General features: G+C 58.3%; 14 protein-coding genes. 4 read left to right on the top strand and 10 right to left on the bottom strand.

Annotated elements, in window-relative coordinates:
• Positions 1-166: 166 nt before the first annotated feature.
• From xylA to xylF, 4 genes are all read right to left on the bottom strand, one after another.
• Positions 167-1,474: a xylose isomerase gene (xylA, locus tag GOW56_RS16530; RefSeq protein WP_171206554.1), complete on the bottom strand. Its 1,308-nt coding sequence runs from the start codon at positions 1,472-1,474 to the stop codon at positions 167-169.
• 10 nt (positions 1,475-1,484) lie between these two features.
• Positions 1,485-2,282, bottom strand: a complete 798-nt coding sequence (locus tag GOW56_RS16535) for an ATP-binding cassette domain-containing protein (protein WP_171206555.1) — start codon at positions 2,280-2,282, stop codon at positions 1,485-1,487.
• Positions 2,282-3,580, bottom strand: a complete 1,299-nt coding sequence (locus GOW56_RS16540; protein ID WP_171206556.1) for a sugar ABC transporter permease — start codon at positions 3,578-3,580, stop codon at positions 2,282-2,284. Before GOW56_RS16540 ends, GOW56_RS16535 begins: the two co-directional genes overlap by 1 nt.
• 75 nt (positions 3,581-3,655) lie before the next feature.
• Positions 3,656-4,675: a D-xylose ABC transporter substrate-binding protein gene (gene xylF, locus GOW56_RS16545; RefSeq protein ID WP_152457515.1), complete on the bottom strand. Its 1,020-nt coding sequence runs from the start codon at positions 4,673-4,675 to the stop codon at positions 3,656-3,658.
• Between the two features lie 153 nt (positions 4,676-4,828).
• Between xylF and GOW56_RS16550 the strand changes: the two genes are divergently transcribed.
• Together GOW56_RS16550 and GOW56_RS16555 are read left to right on the top strand one after the other, a co-directional pair.
• Positions 4,829-6,046 (top strand): ROK family transcriptional regulator, encoded by a 1,218-nt coding sequence (locus tag GOW56_RS16550; protein WP_152457514.1) that lies wholly within the window; start codon positions 4,829-4,831, stop codon positions 6,044-6,046.
• A 1-nt stretch (position 6,047) separates the two neighbouring features.
• The gene (locus tag GOW56_RS16555; protein ID WP_254441713.1) at positions 6,048-7,547 is read left to right on the top strand and encodes a CRTAC1 family protein; all 1,500 of its coding nucleotides are present in this window, start codon (positions 6,048-6,050) and stop codon (positions 7,545-7,547) included.
• Here GOW56_RS16555 and GOW56_RS16560 read toward each other — a convergent pair whose 3' ends face one another.
• Genes GOW56_RS16560 through xylB form a run of 3 tightly spaced genes read right to left on the bottom strand, consistent with a single transcriptional unit; the run spans position 7,548 to position 11,247 of the window.
• Positions 7,548-8,846 (bottom strand): cytochrome-c peroxidase, encoded by a 1,299-nt coding sequence (locus GOW56_RS16560; RefSeq protein ID WP_171206557.1) that lies wholly within the window; start codon positions 8,844-8,846, stop codon positions 7,548-7,550.
• Positions 8,843-9,790 carry an aldose epimerase family protein gene (locus GOW56_RS16565; RefSeq protein WP_171206558.1) on the bottom strand — a complete coding sequence of 316 codons (948 nt, stop codon included), beginning with the start codon at positions 9,788-9,790 and terminating at the stop codon, positions 8,843-8,845. The genes GOW56_RS16560 and GOW56_RS16565 overlap by 4 nt, the downstream gene beginning before the upstream one ends.
• The gene (gene xylB, locus GOW56_RS16570; protein ID WP_171206559.1) at positions 9,790-11,247 is read right to left on the bottom strand and encodes a xylulokinase; all 1,458 of its coding nucleotides are present in this window, start codon (positions 11,245-11,247) and stop codon (positions 9,790-9,792) included. The genes GOW56_RS16565 and xylB overlap by 1 nt, the downstream gene beginning before the upstream one ends.
• A gap of 322 nt (positions 11,248-11,569) precedes the next feature.
• Here xylB and GOW56_RS16575 point away from each other — a divergent pair, with 322 nt between their 5' ends.
• Complete coding sequence (locus GOW56_RS16575; protein WP_171206560.1) at positions 11,570-13,999, top strand: FAD-dependent oxidoreductase; 2,430 nt, start codon at positions 11,570-11,572, stop codon at positions 13,997-13,999.
• A gap of 31 nt (positions 14,000-14,030) precedes the next feature.
• On the top strand, positions 14,031-15,035 hold the full coding sequence (locus tag GOW56_RS16580) for an Ldh family oxidoreductase (protein WP_171206561.1): 1,005 nt from the start codon (positions 14,031-14,033) through the stop codon (positions 15,033-15,035).
• Between the two features lie 62 nt (positions 15,036-15,097).
• Here the strand turns inward: GOW56_RS16580 and GOW56_RS16585 are convergent, their stop codons facing one another.
• From GOW56_RS16585 to GOW56_RS16595, 3 genes are read right to left on the bottom strand one after another with little or no spacing between them, the layout of a single operon-like run.
• Positions 15,098-15,805 (bottom strand): ABC transporter ATP-binding protein, encoded by a 708-nt coding sequence (locus GOW56_RS16585; protein ID WP_171206562.1) that lies wholly within the window; start codon positions 15,803-15,805, stop codon positions 15,098-15,100.
• Positions 15,805-16,536: an ABC transporter ATP-binding protein gene (locus GOW56_RS16590; protein WP_171206563.1), complete on the bottom strand. Its 732-nt coding sequence runs from the start codon at positions 16,534-16,536 to the stop codon at positions 15,805-15,807. The genes GOW56_RS16585 and GOW56_RS16590 overlap by 1 nt, the downstream gene beginning before the upstream one ends.
• Positions 16,533-17,480, bottom strand: a complete 948-nt coding sequence (locus GOW56_RS16595) for a branched-chain amino acid ABC transporter permease (protein WP_171119494.1) — start codon at positions 17,478-17,480, stop codon at positions 16,533-16,535. Before GOW56_RS16595 ends, GOW56_RS16590 begins: the two co-directional genes overlap by 4 nt.
• Position 17,481: the final 1 nt, after the last annotated feature.

The raw sequence follows: 17,481 nt of genomic DNA on the forward strand, positions 1-17,481 counted from the left end.
CCGATTGATCCGCCAAAACCCTGTTCGCCCCACCTGTTCGACCCCGACGGGCCTTTGATGCCGTTGCGCCCAGCAAGGGAAAGCCCCGGCCAACGCTGAAGCAAACTCACGCGTTTCCGGGGCATTGTACACAGGTTATTTTACGGATCGGCTGAACCCACAGGGATCAGACAAAACGGTTCACGTAGTTCTCGAGGATTTCCTGACGCCCCGAGCGCGGATCTGGATTGAGACCCTCGGCCAGCACCCGCGCTGCAATCTCATCAAGACCAGAGGTCAGCATTGCCTGCGCCTCGGGCGTATTCCAGCCCGCGTACCGATCAGCCAGCGCCTGTTCCAGTCCGCCATCTTCGATCATCGCTGCCGCTGCTTTCAGGCCCCGGGCACAGATATCCATACCGCCCACATGCGCGGCGATCAGATCTTCGGCATCGATCGACTGCCTGCGCAGCTTGGCGTCGAAATTGGTGCCGCCAGTGGTAAACCCACCCGCCTTCAGGATGTGGTAATAGGCCAGCGCAACCTCGGGGGTGTTGTTGGGGAACTGATCCGTATCCCAACCCGATTGATAATCGTTTCGGTTCATGTCGATGGAGCCCAGCATCCCCTCGGCCGCGGCTACGGCAATCTCATGTTCAAAACTGTGTCCCGCCAGGATCGCGTGCCCCTGTTCGAGGTTCAATTTGATCTCATTCTCAAGCCCATATTTGCGCAGGAAACCAATGCAGGTCGCGGCATCGAAATCATATTGGTGCTTTGATGGCTCCTGCGGTTTGGGTTCGACGAGGATCGCACCTTTGAACCCGATCTTGTGCTTGTACTCGACCACCATGTTCAGGAACCGGCCCATATGATCCAGCTCGCTTTTCATGTCGGTGTTGAGCAGCGTCTCGTACCCTTCGCGCCCACCCCACAGCACATAGTTTTCGCCGCCCAGCTTGTGGGTGGCATCCATGCAGGATTTCACCGTGGCGGCAGCAAAGGCAAAGACGTCGGGATCGGGATTGGTGCTGGCACCGCCCATCCAGCGGCGATGGCTGAACATGTTGGCTGTACCCCACAACAGCTTGGTGCCGGATGCCTGCATCTTTTCACCGATATAGTCGGTGATCTCGTTCAACGTGCGAAGATTGTCGGCGAAGTTCCCCTGTTCAGGTCGGATATCGGCATCATGCCAGCAGAAATAGGGCTGTCCCAGAATCTGGAACATCTCGAACGCGATATCGGCCTTCATCTTGGCGCGGCCCATGTCATCCTGTGGATGCCAGGGGCGCTCGAAAGTGGGGCCGCCAAACGGATCTCCGCCCTCCCACGCGAAGGAATGCCACCACGCCACGGCAAAACGCAGGTGATCCTCCATGCGCTTGCCCAAGATGATCTCGTCCGGGTTGTAGTGACGGAATGCGAGCGGGTTCTTGCTGTCCTCGCCTTCAAATTGGACTTCTTCAATTCCCTGAAAAAAACCGCTCGTCATTTCGCTTACCTCATTCCGTCTTTTCGCCGGGCTTTTTGCCCAGAATGATCATCGACAACAGATCGTCATCGGTGACGTCTGCGATATCGACTGTTCCAACCAATTGCCCGTTCTTCATGACCGAGGCCCGGTCACACAGCTCCATCACCGCGTGTACATCATGGTCGATCAGGAAAATCCCGATCCCCTGCGCCTTGAGCTGTTGGATCAGGTCCGCCACCATCTGTGTTTCGTGCGGGCCAAGTGCGGCCGTGGGCTCGTCCATGATCAGGATACGCGCGTTGAAATACACCGCCCGTGCAATGGCCACCGATTGACGCTGACCGCCCGACAGGGCCGAGACCGGATCATTGAACTTCTGAAAGTTCGGGTTCAGCTGCGCCATGATCTTGCGGCATTCCGCCTCCATCGCGGCGTCGTTGACCAGACCAAAGGGCGTGACCATTTCGCGGCCCAGAAACAGGTTCGAGCTTGCATCCAGGTTGTCCGCCAGCGCCAGCGTCTGATAGATCGTCTCGATATTGTTGGCGCGCGCGTCGCGGGGGTTGTTGATCTCGACCTTCTTGCCGTCGATCAGGATTTCGCCATGGTCCATCTGATAGGCGCCCGAAAGAACCTTGATCAGGGTGGATTTGCCGGCCCCGTTGTGGCCCAGAAGGCCCACGACCTCGCCCGGGTAGAGATCAACCGACACATGGTCTACCGCCTTGATACCCCCGAAGGAAATCGAGATATCGCGCATTTCCACCAGCGGAGGCTGGGCCGATCCGCGACCCGAAGCCCGGTTCTGTGTTTCTTGTGCTTGCATCATTTCGCCCCCAGACGTTTGCGATAGACGATGTCGATATAGACGGCCAGAACCAGGACGGTGCCGACGACGATGTTCTGAAACGGCGCATCCACGCCAACCATGGCCATGCCGGATTGCAGCGCCTGCATGATCAACGCGCCAAGGATTGCGCCGTAGATCGTTCCGATGCCGCCGGACAGCGCCGTTCCACCGATCACGGCGGCGGCAATCACGCGCAGTTCATCCAGCGTTCCGATATCGTTCGAGTGGTTGGCCAGACGGGCCGAGGCCACAACCGCCGACAGTGCACAGAGAAACCCCATCAGGGCAAAGATCTTGACGGTCATCAAACGGGTGTTGATGCCAGACAATTCGGCTGCATCCGGGTTGCCGCCAGTTGCAAAGATATAGCGTCCAAAGCGGGTTTTGCGGGCCACGACGGTCAGCGTCACCGCCACAATGATCAGGATCAGGACCGAAATCGGGATGCCGTATCCCACAACCAGCCCTTCCGGCATGGTCTCGCCCCGCGCTTCGAACATGCGTTCAAGCCGACGTGTCGGGATGGCATAGCTGTTGACGATAAAGACATAGCCCATGATGGCAATGCCAACGATCCCGGCAAGTGTCGCTTCGGCCCAGACTGGCTTGACAGGGAACCCATGAGCCGCTTTGGACCGGCGACCGCTCCACAACGCCCAGATCGCAACAGCCATGGCGGCAAGGCCGAACAGGAGGCTGACGGTTGTTCCCAAGGTTCCGTTGGTGCCGCCAAACATCAGAAACGTGCTGTCCAGCGGGCCGATTGTCTGGCCGTCAGTCATGTACCAGGCAACGTTGCGCCAGACCAGAAACCCACCAAGCGTTACGATGAAAGCCGGAATGGTCAGATACCCCACCATCCAACCGTGGAACGCACCGATCAATGTCCCGACCGCAAGACCCACCACCAACGTGATCGCCCATGTCGCCGGGTGGTTCAAACCCATTCCCAGTACGTTGGGCAACAGCTCGGTCTGGGTCATCGCCATCACGGCAGATGTGGTCGCCAGCAGCGCCCCAACCGACAGGTCAATGTGGCGCATGACGATAATGAACACCATGCCGCAGGCCATGATCGCAACCGAGACGGTCTGGATCGACAGGTTGAACAGGTTTCTGGGCGTCAGAAAGCGGCCATCTGTCACGATGTTGAAGCCAATGCACAGGATGATGAAGGCGCCGATCATGCCCAATAGCCGCATATCCAGTTCCAGTTGCTGAAACAGGTTGGCCTTTGCTTTTTGGGGTACCGGCTGAGACGAAGTTTCGGTCATATCCGATCTTTCATGTTCAGCTATGATCTCTGGCCCGCCCTTGCGGGCCAGAGATATTATGGTTTGGAACTTGGTTTAGTTACAAGGTGCAGGGCCGTTTTCGACGCCCTGACACAGGTCTTCCAACGGAATCCAGCCAGCATCGACCACGACGGACAGGTTGTCTTTGGTGATCGGTACAGGCGCAAGGAAGACCGAATTCATCTCGGTTCCGCCGGGCGAAGTCCATTTGATGGCACCTTCAATGTCCTCGGGGCTTGTTCCGTTGCTCAACGCAACTGCAATTTCCCCGGCAGCTTTGCCCAGCTCACGCGCATCTTTCCAGACAGAAACGGTCTGCGTACCCTTGGCAACCCGGTTCAGCGCCGCGTGATCGCCATCCTGACCCGAGACCGGAATGCCTTCCATGCCCTGCGCGGTCAGTGCTGCAACAACGCCGCCGGCAGTACCGTCATTCGAGGCCACTACGGCATCGACGTTGTTTTCATTCGCGGTAAGGATCTGTTCCATGTTGCGCTGTGCGTTCGCAGGCAACCAACCGTCGGTATAAGCTTCACCCACGATGACGATATCGCCGCTGTCAACGGCGGCCTGGATGATCTCTTGCTGACCGCCGCGCAGGAAATCCGCGTTCGGATCCGTGGGCGAGCCCTTGATCATCACATAGTTGCCTTTCGGCATCGCCTCGAACACCGCGCGGGCCTGCATGCGGCCGACTTCAACGTTATCGAATGTCAGATAGAAGGCACGGTCATCTTCGATCAGACGATCATACGCGATGACCGGAATGCCTTCGTCAGCCGCCGCCTGCACTGCCGGGCCGATGGCCTGGGAATCCTGCGCCAGGATGATCAGCGCATCAACGCCCTGGGCGATCAGACTTTCAATATCCGACAATTGCTTGGCAGAAGAAGATTGGGCATCCGACGAGATGTATTCCGCACCGCCCGCTTCCAGTGCAGCCTTGATCGCCGCTTCGTCGGTCTTCCAACGCTCTTCCTGGAAATTCGACCAGCTTACGCCGACCGTGGGCTCTGCGAATGCAGCTGTCCCCATCAGGACCGCCACGACAGAGGCGCTGAGAATTCGTTTCATGATTTCCTCCCGGTTTCATTGAGCCATCGTTTCATGATTCGTGGCCCCGATAATTCTGAGTAGCATATTTATTTCAGTCGGTAAAATATTTATGCTATCGGTAACTGAAAAAACCACCTAGGTTGAAACAGGGATCAGATTCGCGAGGGCAAGATGCTGAAAAGCAAAGCTTCTTCAAATGCCACGGACCAAAGGAACGTCACTCGCCTGCGCGTTCTGGAAAAAATCCGGGCCACAGGAACCATTTCGCGAATCGACATCGCCACCGCGTTGGAGACCAGCCCAGCGACCATCACGTCCGCCACTGCCGATCTGCTGTCTGCCGGTCTGATTGCGGAAATAGAAAGCGAAACACCTTCCAAATCAGCGCGCCGCGGCAGACCGCGGGTACAGCTGAAACTAAATGGCGCGTCACATCTTATCGCGGGCGTGAAAGTCGCCCGCCAGCAGGTTTCAGTCATTCTCGTGGATTTTGAAGGAACCGAAATCACTTCGTACACGCATCCGCTGGACCAAGCCCGCATGGCCCCGGATGCGTTTGCCAAGAAGATCCGCGGCGTGCTTGATCAGGCCTGCGCCTCGGCAAACCGATCCCTTGCCGATTTGTCAGGTGTCTGCATCGGCATCGCTGGCCTTATCGATGCAAATCAGAACTTTGTGCATTGGTCATCTTCGCTGACGGAACGAAATGTGGATTTGAGCCCGCTGTTGTCCAAGGTGCTCCCCTGCCCCGCCTTCATCGAAAACGACGCCAATCTGGTCGCAAAGGCGGAACAGCTTTTTGGGTTGGGAAAGGGGCTGAAGAACTTTTTGGTTGTTACGATCGAACATGGCATCGGCCTGGGCATCGTCCTTGATGGCAAGCTTTATCGCGGTGAACGCGGATGCGGCGCAGAATTCGGGCACCTCAAAGTTCAGTTGGACGGTGCCTTGTGCCAGTGCGGCCAGCGCGGATGCCTGGAGGCCTATGTGGGGGAATACGCCCTGATCCGCGAAGCCACGATCGCCAGTGAAGCAACGGATCCCCGCACTCTTGTCGATATACTTGCAGCAGCAAAAGCCGGCGACGCCCGATCCATTTCCGTTCTGGCCCGCGCGGGCCAAATGTTCGGGATGGGAGTTTCGAACCTGATCAATCTGTTCGACCCCGAGTGCATTATCCTGTCAGGCGCCAGAGGCCGATTTGATTATCTGCATTCAGACGAGGTGATGGCACGTGTCCAAAACGGCGTCGTCAGCGTCGACGCGCCGTTGCCGGAAATCAAGGTCAACCACTGGGGCGATTCAATGTGGGCAAAAGGGGCAGCGGCTTATGGAATTGAACAAGTCTCTATCCTGAAGGTCAGGGAACTGGCGGCTCATGCGAATTAAGATGGCAATCTTGCTTGCGGCAGGTTCCGCTGCCGCTGCGGACACCGTTCCACCCCGCTTTCAAAAGGTGGAAACCCCCGGCCATGTTTACGATGGCGGCTGGGAACATTTCGTCGGCGGGGGTGTCGCGGTCTTCGACTGCAACGATGACGACCGCCCTGAAATGTTCGTGGCAGGCGGATCAAACCCAGCGCAATTGTTCATCAACACATCCGACACAGAGGTCCGTTTTCTTCAGGATACGCCCGGCCATCTATCCTTGACCGGTGTGACCGGCGCATACCCGGTGGACATTGATGGCGACGGGTTCCTGGATCTTGCGGTTTTGCGCGTAGGCAAAGACCTGTTGCTGCGCGGCAAACCGAACTGCGCGTTCGAGCCGTTCACGGCACTGAGTTTTCAATCTCAGGACCATTGGACCACCGGCTTTTCCGCCACTTGGGAACGTGGGCAAACCCTGCCAACGCTGGCCTTTGGAACCTATGTCGACCGAAGCAATCCGGATGGACCTTTTGAGGCTTGCGGGCCGACGCTTCTGTACCGACCCCAAGGCGAAAAGTACGGCGATCCTGTCCGTTTGGAACCCGGTCACTGTTCCCTGTCGATCCTGTTTTCCGACTGGGCGCGCACGGGTCGCGCGGATCTGCGTGTCAGCAATGACCGCCACTACTATGTGCGTGGCGGGCAAGAGCAATTGTGGGCCATGGAAGACACCCCGCGCCTGTACAGCGAGGCCGATGGATGGCTACCCTATTCGATCTGGGGCATGGGGATCGCCTCGCGGGATCTGACCGGTGACGGGTTTTCCGATGTTTATCTGACGTCCATGGGGGACCAGAAATACCAGGTTTTTGACCCTGCATCAGATGGGCCGACATGGCGGGATGCGACTTACGACCGTGGAACAACGGCACACAGGCCACATGCAGGAGGAGACGGCCGCCCCTCGACCGGCTGGCATGCACAGTTCGGGGACGTCAACAATGATGGGCTGGACGACATTTTCGTCGCCAAAGGCAATGTCGAGCAGATGCCCGACGCGGCGCAGAACGACCCCAACAATCTGTTGATGCAGACCTTCACCGGTCAGTTTGTCGAAACAGCATCAGAGGCTGGTGTCGCGTCCATGGCAAAGTCCCGCGGCGGGGCCCTGGCGGATTTCGACGGGGATGGGTGGCTGGATTTGGTGGTGGTCAATCGTGGCTCGGACCTAGAGGTTTTTCAGAATGAACCGACGACCGGCAACTGGCTCATGATTGATCTCGGCCAGAGCCACCCCAACAGACAGGCAGTCGGCAGTTTTATCGAGGTCAGGACGCCCGAGGGCATTCAAACCCGTGAAGTGACCATTGGCGGGGGGCACGCCAGCGGAATTGCCGGGTTCCACCACTTTGGTTTAGGAGACCTCGAAACCGCAGAAGTACGGGTGATCTGGCCTGATGGTGAACATGGAGATTGGCAGAAGGTAGATGCCAATCAGGTGATCCGCCTCGGCCGTTGATCACTGATCGACGGGCAATCCGCTGGGAACCGTTTGGGGAACACCCAGCCGCACAGCCGGATCTTCCAGCGTGCCCAGAAAACTCAGGATGGCATCGACCTCGTCATCACTCAGGTCGATGGGCGCCAGATCGATTGACGCGGCTATGGCTTCGACATGCCGGGGATCAAGCAAAGCTTTTTGATCCTCTGCCCCGAAAAACTCCGGCAGATCAGCCATTTCGATGGCGTAGTTCCGCAACGCGGAAACCGGATCCAGGTGATGACGCACGACATCCTCAAGCCGTGCGTAGGCACCGCTGTGGCCATATGGCGCCGTCAGGGTCACGTTGCGCAGCGAAGGCGTGCGGAATGCGAACGCATCATCCTTGTCGCCCGTGACGCGCAGTCGCCCGTCATCCCGCACATGATTTTCAAAACGGGCTGATTTTCCGGGGCCGATCTGAGGCATGGCGATGGAATGGAACCCGTGATCGGTCTGGAACCAGCCGGAATGGCAGGCGCTGCATCCAGCCTTTCCGTAGAACAGCTCCATCCCCAGCTGCGCTTGTTCGGGCAGCCTGTCTTCGCCTCGCATCGCACGATCAAACAGGCTGTTGTCAGCCCGCCACTCAAACGCGATGAAATCGGCAATGACATTGGCGATTGCGGTAAAGGAGATGCCTTCTCCGGGCGCGATGTCATCAAATCGCCTTTGATACTCTGGTATCGCCGCCACACGCGCGGCGATCAGATCCCAGGCGCCACCCACTTGGGTCAGCAGGCCGAGACGTACGGCCTTGCTAACCTCGTTTTCGGAATAGTGCCCCGCCATTTCGTCAGGTGACAGCACCGGAAACATCGCCTGCGCTGCCAAAGCCGATTTGAACCCCGGCCTCATATGCGTCCCCAACGGGGTTCTGATGCCATTGGGCTGTGACGGATCCGCCTCGAGGCGACCGTCATGGAAAAACGTCGTGAATTCCAGCGCCCCGAGGTTCCACATCGCGGGTGAGTTTCGGGGAATACGCTGCTCGGGCCTGTTCTCTTGAGTGAGCTTGCGGTTTCCCCCCAGGCCGACCCCACCTTCGCCGATACCCAGCGAAAGACCGTCGGACGTTCCCAGTTTCGGATGATGACAGGTTGCGCAACTGATGTTCCTGTTCCCCGACAGGATCGGATCATAAAACAGCAGTTGCCCCAACTCTACGCTGGAAAGGTCAGGTTCGATGAATTCAGGGCGCGGACCAAGGTCTTGCGCCTGAGCAACTGAAAGAGACATCCAGATGCCCACGGCAGTTGCTGCGATCTGAAATCTCATGATCGTCCCTCGGAAATCTCAAGTGTCAGTGTTTGTCGATACGGGTTGTCCGGCGTATGGATGACGGATGGGAACGCAGGGATATTCACGGCGTTTGGATATCCTGACGGTTCAATACACAGCCCCGCACCCGGGCTAAATCGGCCTGACAGTTGTGCCCCGGTATAGACCTGCGCCCCGGGTTGATCTGAATACACATTCATCCTCAATCCCGAAGGTGCCCTGACCTCTGCGACCGGATGGTCATGGTTTCCACTTTCCTCAAATACAAAATAATGGTCCAGCTCGCGCCCCTCTGCCCCGACGGTGCGGGACAACGCGAAATTTGGCACATTTTCGCCGGCAGCGGAGATATCTCCGGAAGGAACGGAACGCGCGTCCAACTCCAGCACCCGGTTCGATCTTAGCCTGAGCCGGCAGCCCAGGATATCCCCTGGACAGCCCAGAGAGTAATAATTGTGCTGTGCGATGCTGATCGGCGTGGGGCGATCCGGTCGCGCCGTGATCGTGTAAGTCAGGCGCGGATAGGTCAGTTTGACGTGCACCTCGAATTCGACTTCTCCGGGAAACCCACCTTCACCGTCAGGCGAAGTCAAAGACAGAACCGCCTGATTCAGAGTGGTTTTCACGATTTCCCAGTGTTTGCGCGACAGCCCGCCCGGACCACCATGCAGCGTGGTTGGTCCTTCATTTGCTGTCAGATGATGAACGTGCCCTTGCAATGCAAACTGCGCCCCGCCGATGCGGTTGGCCACTCGCCCAACTATCGCGCCAAGGTAAAACGGGTCCGACAGGTAATCCTGCGGATTATCGTAGCCCAATATCAAAGGCGTTTTGCCAAGCCACCATCCTTGCGTGATTGCTCCATAATTCAACAGGGAAACGGACATGTTGCCGTCTTCCAGAAGGACCTGCTCGACAGGCATGGATTTGGGATCAGCCATCAGCGCGCGGCCAGAGGGGACAAAGCAGCATAGTACTCGCGATACCGCTGGTATTCCGCCTCATATGCGCTGGACAGCTCGACCCGAGGTTCGACACGCTCAGCGACTTCCGGGGAAAGCATGACATCCCCGGGGTCGGTGCCGTCCACCGCACATGCAGCAAGACGCGCTGCGCCTATGGCTGCGCCGAACCCACTTCCATCGGGCACAGCAAGCGGCGTGTTCAGAACCGTGGCCAGCGTTTCCAGCCAAAACCGCGACCGCGCCCCGCCACCGACGACCAGCAGACTTTCGGGATTGGTGCCCGTGCTTTTGAGCGCCTCCAAACAATCGCGCATGGCAAAGGAAACCCCTTCTGTCACGGATTGCGTCAGATCAGCGGGTTCCGATGCGATATCCAGCCCCAGGAATGCCCCGCGTATGTCGCTGTCGTTGTGAGGCGTCCGTTCACCGGACAGGTACGGAAGGAATGTAATCTTTGAAGGCCCCTTCACCGAATCCGGCAGGGTCGACGCCAGCGCACCGACGGGTTGACCGAGATGGCGCGACAGCCAGTTGAGACTGTTGGTGGCCGACAGGATCACACCCATTTGAATCCAGCGATCCGGAACCGCGTGACAAAAACAATGAACGGCTGTTTCCGGCGCGGGCGCATAGCTTTCCTTTGCGACCAGCAACACCCCCGAAGTGCCCAAGGATAGAAATCCGCTGCCCTCGCCAATACTTCCGATACCGCAGGCCGCCGCCGCATTGTCACCGGCCCCACCGGCAACCACGACGGGCCCGGTCAGGCCCCATTGCCTAAGGATCTCTGACCGCAGTTCTCCGCCTGCCGCACTGCCTTCTACCAGCTCTGGCATTTGGTCCCAGCGCATGTGGCTTAGATCCAGCGCGGTGTCTGACCATTCACGTTTTCCAACGTCCAGCCACGCCGTACCGGCGCTGTCGGACATGTCGCTGACATAGGAACCGGTGAGCCAGAAACGCAGATAATCCTTCGGAAGCAACACTTTGGATGTCTTTTTAAACACGTCGCGCTCGTGTCTGCGCACCCATTCCAGCTTGGGTGCGGTGAAACCCGGAAAAACGATGTTCCCGGTAATCGCGCGCATCGACGGCAGACCATCCAGCTCCGCAGCTTCCTGCGCTGATCTCGTGTCGTTCCAAAGGATACAGGGCCGCAGCACATTGCCATCCCGATCCAGCAACGTGGCACCGTGCATGTGGCCGCTCAGACCGACGCCGCGCACCGCAGAAAATGCAACACCGTTCAACGCGCGTAATTGGGCAACGACGTTTTGGCAGGCCTCTACCCAATCGGACGGATCTTGTTCCGACCAGCCGGGATGCAAAATCGATGTCTCGACACCTGCCTCGGCTTCGGCAACGACTTTGCCCTCTTCGCTGACCACAATTCCCCGAAGACCTGACGTCCCCAAATCCAGACCGAGATACACGCGATTTCCCCCTTCGTATGCCGCACGGATCGCGGGCGCAACAAAGCACACCCCAAGCCGATGTCAGACCTTACCAGCACAGTTTGCGCTAACACAACAATTCCAAACAAGAGATGGCCGGTATTTTTGCGCACCGCCTCACAGACCGCGTGAAATCATCGGCAAACCTGATCATGGTTTAACTGAACTCAGCTGGACCGGAAAATTTTTCGAATTGCCTGGCGCTGATTTCACGTAAACAGTTCAATCAGTTCTCAGCCCGCTGATTTCGTTTTGACTGACCCTCTGGAAACGAAAACAGCCTCAGGAAGGAATGCGTCGAATGCAGTCACATGCCAAGGTTGTCGTCGTTGGAGGCGGATGCGTTGGGGCTTCGGTTATCTATGGTCTGACGCAGCACGGATGCACAGATGCAGTCATGCTGGAGAGAACGACGCTGACCTCCGGCTCTACCTGGCATGCGGCGGGTCTGCTGGTCACATTCGTGCGGTCCCACAACGTTTCGAAGATGACGATGGAGACCATCCGCATCTATTCCGAAGTCGAAAAGAAAATCGGCGCTTCGGTCGGGCTGCGCCAGGTGGGCCAGCTGCGTGTTGCCAATACGCAGGAACGCTGGGACGAGTTCCTGTCCTATGTCTCGATTGCCGAAGCTGCCGGTGTGCCCTGCAAACTGCTGACGCCAGAAGAAATCGCCGAACTGCACCCTCTGCTCAACCAATCGGAACATATTCGCGGCGGCATCCTGCATACCGAGGACGGCTATGTGAACCCGGCCGACATCACCATGGCAATGGCCAGGCTGGCGCGCGAGAAAGGCGCCAAAGTGTTTCAGAACACCGAAGCGCAGGCTTATGAAAAACTGGAAAACGGTCTTTGGAAGGTGACAACCAATCAGGGTGAGATCACTTGCGAACATCTTGTCTTCGCGACCGGAAACTATGCCCGCGAAAACGCGCGTCGTGTTGGTCTGGATCTGCCTTGCATTCCAATCGTTCACCAATATTGGACAACCGAAACCGTTCCGCTGCTGAAAGAACGCCGCGCGCAAGGGTTGCCCGAGTTCCCGATCCTGCGGGATGAAGATTACGGTGCCTATCTGCGCGAAGATGTGGGCGGCATTCAGTTCGGTCCTTATGAGTTCACCAAAGACCTCAAGCTATTTGCCGAAGACCGCGTGCCGCCTGACTTTGGTGCCGACCTCTTGCCCGAAGATTTCGACGCGGTCCAAACGCAGTGGGAACGCGCCATCGAGCGGGTTCCAACACTTGCAGAGGTGGGTATTAAGGCCAACACCCGAGGTCCGTTCCAGATGACGCCGGACGAGTTACCGCTTGCGGGGCCTGCACCGGGCCAGGAAAACCTGTGGCTGGCCGAAGGCATGCCCGGCGGCATATTGTGGGGTGGCACTGTTGGCGAACGCCTGGCCCGCTGGATTGTCGATGGGGATCCGGGCATGGACATGTCCGAACTCGACCCCCGCCGTTTTTCGGATTACGCGTCCAAGCGGTGGACCATGGACAAGGTGCGCGAAACGTGGGGAACCCACATGAACGCGCACATCCCCGGAGAAGATTTTCCCGGCGCGCGCCCGATGAAAACGATGGGGTCCTACGATCTGCTGAGCGCGCATGGTGCCGTCTGGACCAGCTTCAACGGTTATGAGTTTCCGCGCTGGTTCGCCAAATCGCGCGAGGACGCTGTTCCGGAACATTCCTTCCGACGCACCAACCACATGGAACGCGTTCAGGAAGAGGTGCGTACCACCCGTGACGTGGCCGGATTCATCGAGATGTCACCGATGACCAAGTTCACCGTGCGCGGACCCGGGGCCGCCGAATGGCTGGATGGCCTCATGGCGAACAGGCTGCCCAAAGTCGGGCGAATGACCCTGTCGCTTTTGTTGAACCCAAAGGGCGGCATGGATGCGGAATATACGGTCGTCCGCTATGCCGAGAATGATTTTTACCTGGTCTCCACCCCGAACTGGCGCGCCTACAACTGGGATCAACTGCGACGTTTGCTGCCCAATGACAGCTCTGTCCTTCTTGAAGATGTTTCAGAACAATTGGGCGTGATTGCTCTGGCTGGCCCCAAGGCACGAGAGATCCTGCAACCATTGACCGACAATGATCTGTCGAACGAAACCTTCCCGTGGCTTTCTGCGCAAATGGGTGAAGTGGGGTACGCCAAGGGCGTTCATCTGCTTCGCGTGTCCTATACCGGCGAGCTGGGGTGGGAACTGCATCACCCGGTCGGTTACAACCGCCATCTTGTCGACCTGCTGCTGAAGGCCGGTGTGAAACCTTTCGGGCTTGAGGCACTGGAATCCATGCGTCTTGAAAAATCCTATCGCGCCATCAATCGCGAAATTTGCAAGGACATGACGCCATACGAGGCCGGCCTTGATCGGTTCGTGGTAACTGATGGTCGCGACTTCATAGGCAAGGCCGCTCTTTTGAAACAGAAAAAGGAAGGGACGTACCGGCGGTTGGTCACGCTGAAACTGCCCTTTGGCGAAACATCGGTGATGTTTGACGAGGGTGTCTATGCTCAGGGCAAGCTGATCGGCCGTGTCACCTCGGGCGGGTTCTCTTATTATTGCAACCACGACATTGCGATGGCACTAGTGCCACAGAACATGACGGCGCCCGGAACGAAAATGCAGGTGCTGGTCCACAATGAGATGCGCGACGCCGTGGTCATCGACACATGTGCTGTTGATCCCGCAAACACACGCCCGCGCGCTTGAGTGCGAAAACAGAAAGACTGGACTCGAACCGATGACCGAACAACTGACAAAAACGCTTTCACTTGCCGAAGTTCGGGACTTGGCCAAATCGGTTCTTGTTTCTGCCGGGGCGGAGTCGCGCAGCAGTGATGTACTTGCCGATATCGTCACCCGGTCTGAACGGGACGGCCCGCGCAGTCACGGGTTGCGCATGTTGCCGGTCTATGTCCAAAGCTTCACGTCCGGCTACGCCAACGGGCACGCGAAGCCCAAAACCGAAAAGGTTGCCCCGGGCGTTTTGCGCTGTGATGCCGACAACGGGTATTATCAGGTTGCAGCGGCAGCGGCCCGCGAGGACCTGATCGCGATGGCCCGGGAAAACGGGATTGCCGCGTTCACCTGTGCGAACTGCCACCATCTGGGTGCGTTACGGTTTGACACCGAACCTTTGGCCGAAGCCGGATTGGTGGCCTTTGCCGTGATCAACTCGTTGTCCATGGTGGTTCCGCAAGGTGGGGTTCGCCCGGTTTTTGGCACCAACCCCATGTCTTTTGCCTGCCCGCGTGACGGCGACGCGCCCGTGGTCTGGGATCAGGCCTCGTCCATGGTGGCCCTCATGGATATCCGCATGGCCGCTGCCGAGGGGCACGACCTGCCCCGCCCTGCCGGTCTTGATCCCCAAGGCGAGCCCTCAACAGACCCGAATGCCATCCTTGAAACCCGCAGCCTATTGCCGTTCGGAGAGCATAAGGGAGCCGCGATCGCCTTCATGGTTGAGGTGGTGGGCGCCGCGCTGGCCGGTGGGACCCTGTCCGTGGACAACGAAGAACGCGAGTCCTTCGGCGCCCTGAACATCAAAGGTGGTGCGACCCTGATTGCCATCGATCCCACCCGGTTCGGCAACGCGGCCTTCAACGAATATGTCGCCCGCATCTGCGCCGAGATTTCCGGCAACGGATCCGCCCGGGTTCCGGGGGACGGTCGCCTTGCAAAACGGGCAGCCGCCGAAGCCCATGGCATCGACGTGAGCACCGAGGTTCTGGCCGCACTTGGCTGAAACTGAAATCACCCGCCATCGAATGGCCGGACAGCACCTGCCCGGCTTGCCAACCACGCCACTCAATGGCCGCCGAAATAGGCCTCGAGCAAGCGTTTGTCATTTCTCAATTCGTCGGCCGTGCCCGACGTCTGCATCCGCCCGGACTCCAGCACATAAATGCGGCTGGCAAGCGACAGGGCAAAATTGGCATTCTGTTCCGTGATGACGACGGTCAGCCCGTATTCCTTGTTCAGCTGACGGACGACTTCGGCAATCTCGTGACAGATCTTCGGGGCAAGACCGATCGTCGGCTCATCGACAAGCAGCAGTTCCGGGCTGGTCATCAAGGCCCTGCCAAAGGACACCATCTGCCTTTCCCCGCCGGATTGGGTCGACGTCTCCTGCCCTTCCCGTTCTTGCAGACGCGGGAAAAGACTGTGCACCAACTCAAGGTTGTTTTCGATATCGTCTCGTGCGGTGAAGGCCCCCACCATCAGGTTGTCGCGCACGGACATATAGGGAAACAGGTTGAACCGCTCGGGCGCATAGCCCACCCCGTGACGCACGATTTCCGAAGGGCTTCGACCGGCAAGGCTGTGCCCGCGCAAGCGGATGTCGCCTTCGATTTTCACAAGGCCCATGATGCTGTCCAACAAGGTGGATTTACCTGCACCGTTCGGGCCGACAACGGCGACGATCTCGCCGGGCTGCACCGTGATCGAAATATCGGTCAACGCCCGGGCCTTGCCGTAAAACGCGGACAGGTTCTCGATTTCCAGATAGGACATCAGACGCTCCCCAGATACGAGGCCTGAACGGCCGTGTCGTTCATCACGTCGCTGAACGCGCCTTCGGCAATCATGGTGCCCCGCTCGATGGCGATGGCGCGGTCGATCAGCGGTTCCAGCGCCGGCAAATCATGGCTGACGATCAAAAAGGTCATCCCGTCCTTGCGCATGGATTGAATGAGATCGGAAATCTGCGCGATTTCACCGACTGTCAAACCTGCAAACACCTCGTCCAGCAACATGACACGCGGTGCGGTGGCCATGGTTCGGGCCATTTCGAGCTTGCGCAGATCACCCATGGCCAGTTCGGCGGGTGAGCGGCTCAGATCCCTTTCCGTGAACCCGACACTCAGCGCGTGCTCTTTTTCCCTGTCCGTATCCGGCCGCGAAACGATCATGCGCCATATGTCGTCCGGCATCAGACCCACTCTGATGTTTTCTGCAACACTCATGTCGCCGAACGGCCGAGGTATCTGATAGGTTCTACTGACCCCGGCCCGGATACGCTGAGGCGTCGACAGTGCCGAAATCTCATTGCCGAACAGCTCGATCGTACCGCTGTTCTGCCGCAATTCGCCCATGATCTGGCTGAATACCGTCGTCTTTCCCGCGCCATTCGGACCGATCAGGCCCAGCGACTCTCCTTCTTGCAGGGAAAAGGACAGATCATTCGTGGCCACCAGCCCGCCGAACCGTTTGACGAGACCGGAAACTTTCAGCGCAACGGTCATGCCAGCCCCCCTTTCCGCAGTCTTTGAAAGCCGCGTTGCACAAGTTCAACCAATCCCTTTGGCTGATACATGTAGAGAAGCAGTGCGATGGCACCGTAGACGAAATACCGTTCAGCCCCGGGCAGCACGGGGCGCAGGTATTCCAGAAGGAACGTCATGAAGAACGCACCGATCATGGGGCCGATGATGGTCGATGTTCCGCCCAGCAATGCCGCTACGATGATGGTGAAAAGAAAGTTGATGTCAAACAGCGCGCGGGGCGCGAGTGAGCCCAGGTAATGGACATAGAACGCCCCGCCAAGACCGGCGATGAACGCGCTGGTCAGAAACGCAAAGGCCTTCAACCGCGTGGTGCTGAGCCCCGAACCGCGCACGCTTTCTTCATTCATTCCAATGGCGGCCAGTGCAGTGCCCAGCCGGGTTTTCATCAGCAGCCACATGCTGACCGCCACGCTGAGCATCAGGGCCGTGGACAGGTAGTAGCCGTTTGCAGCGCCGCGTGTCAGAGTTTGAATTCCCGACATCCCGCGTGTGCCGCCGGTCAGATCCGGGCGGATCACCTGAACCAGCTGATAGAGCAGTTCCATGAAAGCCAGTGTGACCAGCGCGAAGTAGCTACCGCGAATGCGCAGAGCGGGCAACAACACAATTAGGCCTGCGATCATTGTGACCAACACGGCCACAGGGATTGAGATTTCGACCGGCACGTCAAACCGTTTGGTCAGGATGGCAGTCGTATAGGCCCCGATACCGATCAGGAAGGGATGCCCGAAACTCACATACCCGGTCCTGCCCGACAGCACATCCCAGCTGATGGCGAAGATGGCCAGATAGTTGGCAAAGATCATCGTGCGCAGCGTCCCGTTCGAAACGACCTGGGGCAGCAGCAGCATCCCCGCAATCAGGCCGCCCCAAAGGACAAAGTGAAACCAGCGCAGACCCATG

This window comes from Ruegeria sp. HKCCA0235A, assembly GCF_013033235.1.
GTDB lineage: Bacteria > Pseudomonadota > Alphaproteobacteria > Rhodobacterales > Rhodobacteraceae > Ruegeria.